The following is a 5,355-nucleotide window of genomic DNA, read 5'->3' as shown; positions in this document are numbered from 1 at the left end:
GTTCGCGGGCATTCCGGTCTGTGCGGGGGAATACGCGCCGGACATCCCGGGGATCCCGTTGGGGCCAGGGGCCCAGACCGCAGAGACGCTTCATATCGGGGTGCGGGGGAGGGGCTGGGTGCCTCGAACCTTGGGTGCGTCGGTGCCTGTTTAGGCGTGGGGCGTGAGGGTTCCCCTCACGGAATCAGAGTTCCTCAGGGTTCCCCTCACGGCCCGCTGCGGTCCGTCCGTGAAGGGCTCCTTGAGGGAATCAGATTCCTTCGAGGGGTCCTTCACGGCTCGCCAGTTCCGGCAACCAGAGGACCGCCTGCGCGCCGCCGTCGGGCAGGTTCCCGAACTCCAGTTCCGCGCCTAGCACTCGCGCCTGGGCGACTGCGATCGTCAACCCCAAGCCGTGCCCGCCGCTGCGGGCGTCGGTGCCGGTCCGGAACCGTGCGGGTCCTTCGCGGAGCAGGACATCCGGATACCCCGGGCCCCGGTCGCTGACCACAACGCACCGGCCATGGACCTGCACCGTCACCGGCGCGGACCCGTGCTTGGCCGCGTTCGACAGCAGATTCGCCAGGATCCGCTCCAGCCGCCGGGGATCCGTCCGCACCTGGACCGCGTGAGGAGCGACCGCGTCCGGCACCCGGCGCCGTACGAACTCCGCCAGGTCGATTTCCGCCAGGTCCGCTCGTTCGGCGGCGGTGTCCAAGCGGGCCACCTCCAGTACGTCCTCCACCAGCGACCGCAGCGCGGCCACCCGGTCGCGGACCAGTTCGGCCGGGCGTCCGGGCGGCAGCAATTCGGCAGCGGTCACCAGGCCGGTCACTGGGGTCCGCAGTTCGTGGGCGATGTCTGCGGTGACCCGTTGTTCCGCAGCCAACCGCGCTTGCAACGCGTCCGCCATCGCGTCGACTGCCTGGGCGAGATCGGCCGCTTCGTCGCGCGGACGTGGGCCGATCGCGTCGCGAACCCTGGCCGGAGCGCCGTTCGCGACGTCGCGGGCGGCATCGGCGGCCCGCCGGAGCCGACGTGCCATCCCGGCGCCGAGCACGACGCCCAGCAGCGCCCCGGCGACGGTCACGACAGCGGAACCAGCCAGCAATTCCCGGTCCAAAGTGGCCAGTGCCTGTGTTTGCGACGCATAACTGGTCCGCACCGAGACCACGTGCCCGCCTGTTTCCGCCGCTGCCCAGAGAACCGGTCCGTCCAAATAGGTCGCTCGGTTGCCCCCGCGGACGGCGTCGCGCAGGGGAGCGGGCAGTGTCGGATCGTCGAATTGGCCGTCGACACCGGGGTTGCGCAGAAGCAGTTGGATCCATTCGTCCTGCGCATGACGCGCCTGCTCGGCTTGCGTGCGCGCGAATTGCTGGTGCACCAGCAAACTCAACGTCAGCGCGACCGCGGCCGACACGAGAGTCACCGCCGCGGTCAGCCGCCACCGCAGCGTGGCCGGGAAGAGTTTCACGGCTCGGCGCGGAGCTTGTATCCGAAGCCCCGCACGGTCTGCAGCCGTTCCTGGCCGATCTTCACGCGCAGCCGTTGCACGTGGACGTCGACCACTCGCGTATCGCCGCCCCACGCGTAATCCCAGACGCTGGCCAGCAGCGTGTCCCGGCTGAGCACGATGCCGGGCGATTCGGCGAAGCGCAGCAGCAGCCGCAGTTCGGTGGGGGTCAGGTCCACCGGCTGACCGGCCCGGCGCACGTCCAGCCCGGCGCGGTCGATTTCGAGATCGCCGAAGCGGACGAACGCGTCCTCCTCGGGCCCGGACCAGCCGCTTCGCCTCAGCACCGCTTGGATCCGCGCGATCAGCACGGCGGTGTCGAACGGTTTGGTGACGTAGTCGTCGGCACCGGCTTCGAGGCCGAGCACGACGTCGACCGAATCGTCGCGCGCGGAGACCATCAGCACCGGCGTCCGGCTTTCCTCGCGGATCCGCCGGCACAGGCTGACGCCGTTGAGCCCGGGCAGCATCACGTCGAGCAACGCCACGTCCGGCGGCCGCGCGCGGAACTGGTCGAGCCCGGCGAGCCCGTCCGCGGCCGTCGCGACCCGGAATCCGGCGCGTTCGAGCGCGAGCTGCGTCGCTTCCCGGATCACGTCGTCGTCCTCGACGAGCAGTACCTGCGTCATGTCCCCTCTCACTCCGGCGAGAAACCGGCACCGGTCCAGCGGTAGCGGGCCACCCCGTTGTTCGGGCCGGTCGCCGACATAGTGGCCAGCTGCCCGTCGAGCACGGTCAGCATGGCACCGGCGTTCTCCAGCCTGAACAGCTGTTTCCCGCCGATGGTGTAGACGTAGCCGCCGAGATACGCGCTGACCGGCACGCCGGTCGCGCCGCTGCTGCCAGTGCCCGGGGCACCGACCGCGCCGCACGGATAGACGTTGACCACGACGTCGACCTCGCCGGTCAGCTCGTGGTAGGCGGTGCTGACGGGATAAGACCCGGCGCTCGGACCGTACGGACACGGTCGCAACGCCGCCTTCGTCCTGGCGCTGACCGTCGGATCCGCGCGCAGCAGAGCGACCGCGTCCACAGTCGGGCCGCGCGGGTTGTTCGCCGGTGCCGGGGCAGCCGCCGCCGGTGGAGCTGGCCCGGCGACGCGCACACCGTCCACATCGGAGCAAGCAGTGAGCGACAGCACCGCAAACGCCGCGACCGCTGTCCTCCGCATGCTTCGCACAGTAGCCATTTTGCCGTTCGCGCGCTGCTCGGGGAGCGCTGTTACAAAACCGATGGGTTTCCTCCGGGCCGCCACAACGCGATTCCCGGCGGCCGGTGATCCGCCGTTCCTACCTTGGCGGGGAATCGACCAGGGAGGAGTCCGATGAGGACGGAAACGGTGCGGGACCCGGCGGAAACCCGGGTGCCGAAGGGACGCTTGCTGGGCGTGGACGCGGTCCGCGCGCTGGCGATCGTCGGGGTGTTCATCGAGCATTTCTTCGCCAGCGGCTGGCTGCACGGCGGCCCGCCCGACGCGGCCCCGGGATTCTTGACCTGGCTGAACGTGCAGACGTCGTCTCGGGCGATGAGCCTGTTCGTGCTGCTCTTCGGGCTGTCCGCGGCGCTGATGACCGGCGGCTCGACCCCGTACGAGGGGAACGAAAAGTGGCGCGCCCGCGGCAGGCTCGCGGTCCGGGCGGTGGTGTTGTTCCTGCTCAGCCTGGCGATCGACGAGTACGGCATGTCGGTGATCGAGTACTACGCGGTGCTCCTGCTTCTTCTGCTGCCGTTGACCCGGCTGCGCGCGCGGACGTTGTTCATTCTCTCCGGAATCGCCGTGCCCGCGATGACGCTTTACGCGTTCTGGGTGTTCAACGCGCATTCCGACTGGATGATGTCCGGGTCCGAAACGGCGAGCGGGCTCGCGATCTTCGGGCATCCCGAACAATGGGGCGAGTTCTTCAAGGGAATGGTGCTGTTCGGCGGCGGTTTCCAGATCGCGTACGGCCTGCCTTTGGCGTTGGCGGGAATGGCGATCGGCCGCCTCGACCTTCGCACGCACCAGGTCCGGATTCGGTTGCTGTACACCGGTTTCGTGCTCGCCGCCGCGTCGATCCTTGCTTCGTGGATCGCCACCTATCCGCTGGGCGGAGCCGAGGCGATCGCGACGACCCCGCCGCCCGGGATGCCGTGGCAGGTGCTGCTGGCGATGCCGCCGGACGGATCGCTGTACGCCACGAGCCCGCTAGGCATCGTGCTCATGATCGGCGTCGCGATGGTGCTGCTCGGCGGACTGCTGATCGCCTTGGACCGGCCGCTCGGCCGTAGTGCGCTGTGGCCGCTCGCTGCCGCCGGCGGCATGGCTTTTACCTGGTATGCGGCACATTTCGCGGTGTTGAAGCTGGTGCCGAAGCCGTATTCCTTCGTATTCCTGGCGACGGTGGTCGCCGTGATGCTGGCGGCGTCGGTGGCGTGGCGGCATTGGCGGCGGCGCGGGCCGCTGGAATGGCTGGTGCACCGGGCGACCTTGCTCGTGCCCTGAGACTCAGCGGGCGCGGGGTCCGGCGGTTTCGCGGATCCCGCGCAGCACCGTCACGAGCGTGATCACGGCGGCCAGCATGATGTAGAAGGCCGGGGAGAGCTTGTATCCGGTCGCGGCGACGAGCCAGGTCGCGATGTACGGCGCGGTGCCGCCGAAAAGCGAAACCGCGATGTTGTACGGAATCGCGATCGCGCCGGAGCGGATGCGCGGCGGGAACAGTTCGGCCATCGCCGCACCAGCGGCACCGTCGTAAGCGGCGATCAGCAGCCCCAGCACGACCATTCCGACAACGGCGAGCACCGGATTTCCCAGCGACATCAGCACCAGCGCGGGCCAGGTAAGCACGACGAACCCGGCAGTGCTCGCGATGAGCAGCGGTTTGCGTCCGATCCGGTCGGACAGCGCACCGGCGACCGGGACCGCCGCGGCCACGACGGCGAGACACACGGTCGCCGCGACGAATGATTCGATTTTCGAGAAATGCAGCGTTTTCTGCAGATAGCTGGGCATGAACGTCTGCAGCGTCCAATGTGCGACGCCCTTGACCACGACCAGTCCGGCGAGCACCAGCATCGCTCGGCCGCCGGTGCGGAAGGAGTCGCGCAGCGGGCTTTCGGCGACCTGGCCGGTGCGTTCGAGATCGTGGAACTCCGGGGTGTCGGTGAGCCGCGTCCGCAGGTACAGCCCGGCCAGGCCGAGCGGAAGGGCCAGCAGGAAGGGCAACCGCCAGCCCCACGCGGACATTGTCGCGTCGCCGAGCGTCGCGGTGAGCAGCAGCGCGAGCCCGGAGCCGACGACGAAGGCGGCGAAACCGAAAGTGTTGGAGAAACTCGTGTAGTAGCCGCGACGGTTCGGCGGCGCGAATTCGTAGAGGACGGTGACCGCGCTGGACGTCTCGCCGCCCGCGGCGAAGCCTTGCACCAGCCGGGCGAGCACGAGCAGCAGCGGCGCTAGCGTGCCGACCGCCTGGTGCGTCGGCAGCACGCCGATGGCGAACGTCGACAGCGAGGTGGCGAGCACGACGATCGCGAGCACCCGCTGCCTGCCGATGCGGTCGGCGAGCGGGCCGAAGAACAGCCCGCCCAGCGGCCGGATCACGAACCCGGCGGCGAACACCGCGAACGTCGACAGCAATGCCGCGGTGGCGTCGCCGTCGGCGAAGAAGTTGTCGGCGATGAAGGCCGACAGCGTGCCGTAGAGGCCGACGTCGAACCACTCCACGAAGTGGCCGGCACCGGCGGCGAACACGACCTTGCGCGGCGAAACCGTTGCCGGAGCCGAAGTTCCCAGAGTCTGTTCGGACATGACGGACCTCGTTGTCTGTCGGCGGGGACCGTCCGTGAAGGGCTCCTTGAGGGAATCAGATTCCCTCAAGGAGCCC

5 protein-coding genes are annotated in these 5,355 nt (G+C 69.3%); 1 reads left to right on the top strand and 4 read right to left on the bottom strand.

Going from position 1 to position 5,355, the window contains the following annotated elements; translation table 11 throughout:
- Positions 1-250: 250 nt before the first annotated feature.
- From ACWDNU_RS44695 to ACWDNU_RS44685, 3 genes are read right to left on the bottom strand one after another with little or no spacing between them, the layout of a single operon-like run.
- Positions 251-1,453, bottom strand: coding sequence for a sensor histidine kinase (locus ACWDNU_RS44695; protein ID WP_449673311.1), 1,203 nt, complete (start codon positions 1,451-1,453; stop codon positions 251-253).
- The gene (cseB, locus tag ACWDNU_RS44690) at positions 1,450-2,121 is read right to left on the bottom strand and encodes a two-component system response regulator CseB (protein WP_449673310.1); all 672 of its coding nucleotides are present in this window, start codon (positions 2,119-2,121) and stop codon (positions 1,450-1,452) included. Before cseB ends, ACWDNU_RS44695 begins: the two co-directional genes overlap by 4 nt.
- Positions 2,122-2,129: 8 nt before the next feature.
- The gene (locus tag ACWDNU_RS44685) at positions 2,130-2,663 is read right to left on the bottom strand and encodes a hypothetical protein (protein WP_449673309.1); all 534 of its coding nucleotides are present in this window, start codon (positions 2,661-2,663) and stop codon (positions 2,130-2,132) included.
- Positions 2,664-2,816: 153 nt separating this feature from the next.
- Here ACWDNU_RS44685 and ACWDNU_RS44680 point away from each other — a divergent pair, with 153 nt between their 5' ends.
- Positions 2,817-3,974 carry a DUF418 domain-containing protein gene (locus ACWDNU_RS44680; RefSeq protein WP_449673308.1) on the top strand — a complete coding sequence of 386 codons (1,158 nt, stop codon included), beginning with the start codon at positions 2,817-2,819 and terminating at the stop codon, positions 3,972-3,974.
- 3 nt (positions 3,975-3,977) lie between these two features.
- Here the strand turns inward: ACWDNU_RS44680 and ACWDNU_RS44675 are convergent, their stop codons facing one another.
- Positions 3,978-5,279 (bottom strand): MFS transporter, encoded by a 1,302-nt coding sequence (locus ACWDNU_RS44675; protein ID WP_449673307.1) that lies wholly within the window; start codon positions 5,277-5,279, stop codon positions 3,978-3,980.
- Positions 5,280-5,355 lie beyond the last annotated feature (76 nt).

Source organism: Amycolatopsis sp. NPDC003676, assembly GCF_053587275.1.
The sequence above is the reverse complement of the archived record's forward strand: the minus strand, read 5'-3'. Positions and strand labels throughout refer to the sequence as shown.